General features: G+C 55.3%; 2 rRNA genes (1 of these 2 cut by a window edge). Both read left to right on the forward strand.

Annotated features, from left to right (window positions below):
- Positions 1–76, forward strand: a 16S ribosomal RNA gene (locus QL985_RS12000) (it extends 1270 nt beyond the left edge of the window).
- 239 nt (positions 77–315) lie between these two features.
- Positions 316–1080 (forward strand): 23S ribosomal RNA (locus QL985_RS12005); the annotation flags it as partial.

Consider the following 1080-nt stretch of genomic DNA (forward strand, 5'->3'; position numbering starts at 1 on the left):
GGGGGTGTGGTTGATGCTCATGGGTGGAATATCAGCAAGCGGACACGCTGCTCCCTGACACGGGAACACGACCGGACACGAGTTCTGGTGGTGGTGTTGGGGTGGTGGTGTGGTGGCACATTGTTGGGTTGTCGATCAACACGCTGGTGTTGGTTGGTTTCCCGCAGCACCACGAAGCTGGGACGGTTGTTCTGGTGGGGTGGTGCTGGTGGGTTGTTGTTTGTCAACTACATAGTGGACGCGAGCATCTTTGACGCCGCGCACCCTGTTGGGGTGTGTGGTGTGTTCTTTGATGATTTATTTGTGTTGTGTGGCGTATAAGTTGTTACGAGCACACGGTGGATGCCTTGGCATCAGGAGCTGATGAAGGACGTGGAAATCTGCGATAAGCCTCGGGGAGCTGATAAACGAGCTGTGATCCGAGGGTCTCCGAATGGGGTAACCCGGCTGCGTGTTATGCGTAGTCACTCGTATCTGAATTCATAGGGTGCGAGGAGGAACGTGGGGAAGTGAAACATCTCAGTACCCATAGGAAGAGAAAACAACAGTGATTCCGTGAGTAGTGGCGAGCGAAAGCGGATGGTGGCTAAACCGGTTGTGTGTGATACCTGGCGAGGGTTGCATGATCGGGGTTGTGGGATGCGTTGTTCCTGGGGTCGCCACCCTGGGCGCTGTGGCGTGGTGGTAGTCGAACTGGTGGTGAGTGCCAGACCGTAGGGGGTGTGAGTCCCGTAGACGAAACTGTCATTGTCGTGGTGTGACGTTCTCCCGAGTAGCACGGGGCCCGTGAAATCTCGTGTGAATCTGCCAGGACCACCTGGTAAGCCTGAATACTTCCTGATGACCGATAGCGGATCAGTACCGTGAGGGAATGGTGAAAAGTACCCCGGGAGGGGAGTGAAATAGTACCTGAAACCGTGTGCTTACAAGCCGTTGGAGCCTTTTGGGGTGACAGCGTGCCTTTTGAAGAATGAGCCTGCGAGTTAGTGTTACGTCGCGAGATTAACCCGTGTGGGGTAGTCGTAGCGAAAGCGAGTCTGAATAGGGCGTTGTGAGTGGCGTGATCTAGACCCGAAGCGG

Origin of the sequence: Kocuria sp. APC 4018 (genome assembly GCF_030407675.1) — a bacterium.
Lineage (GTDB): Bacteria > Actinomycetota > Actinomycetes > Actinomycetales > Micrococcaceae > Kocuria > Kocuria rhizophila.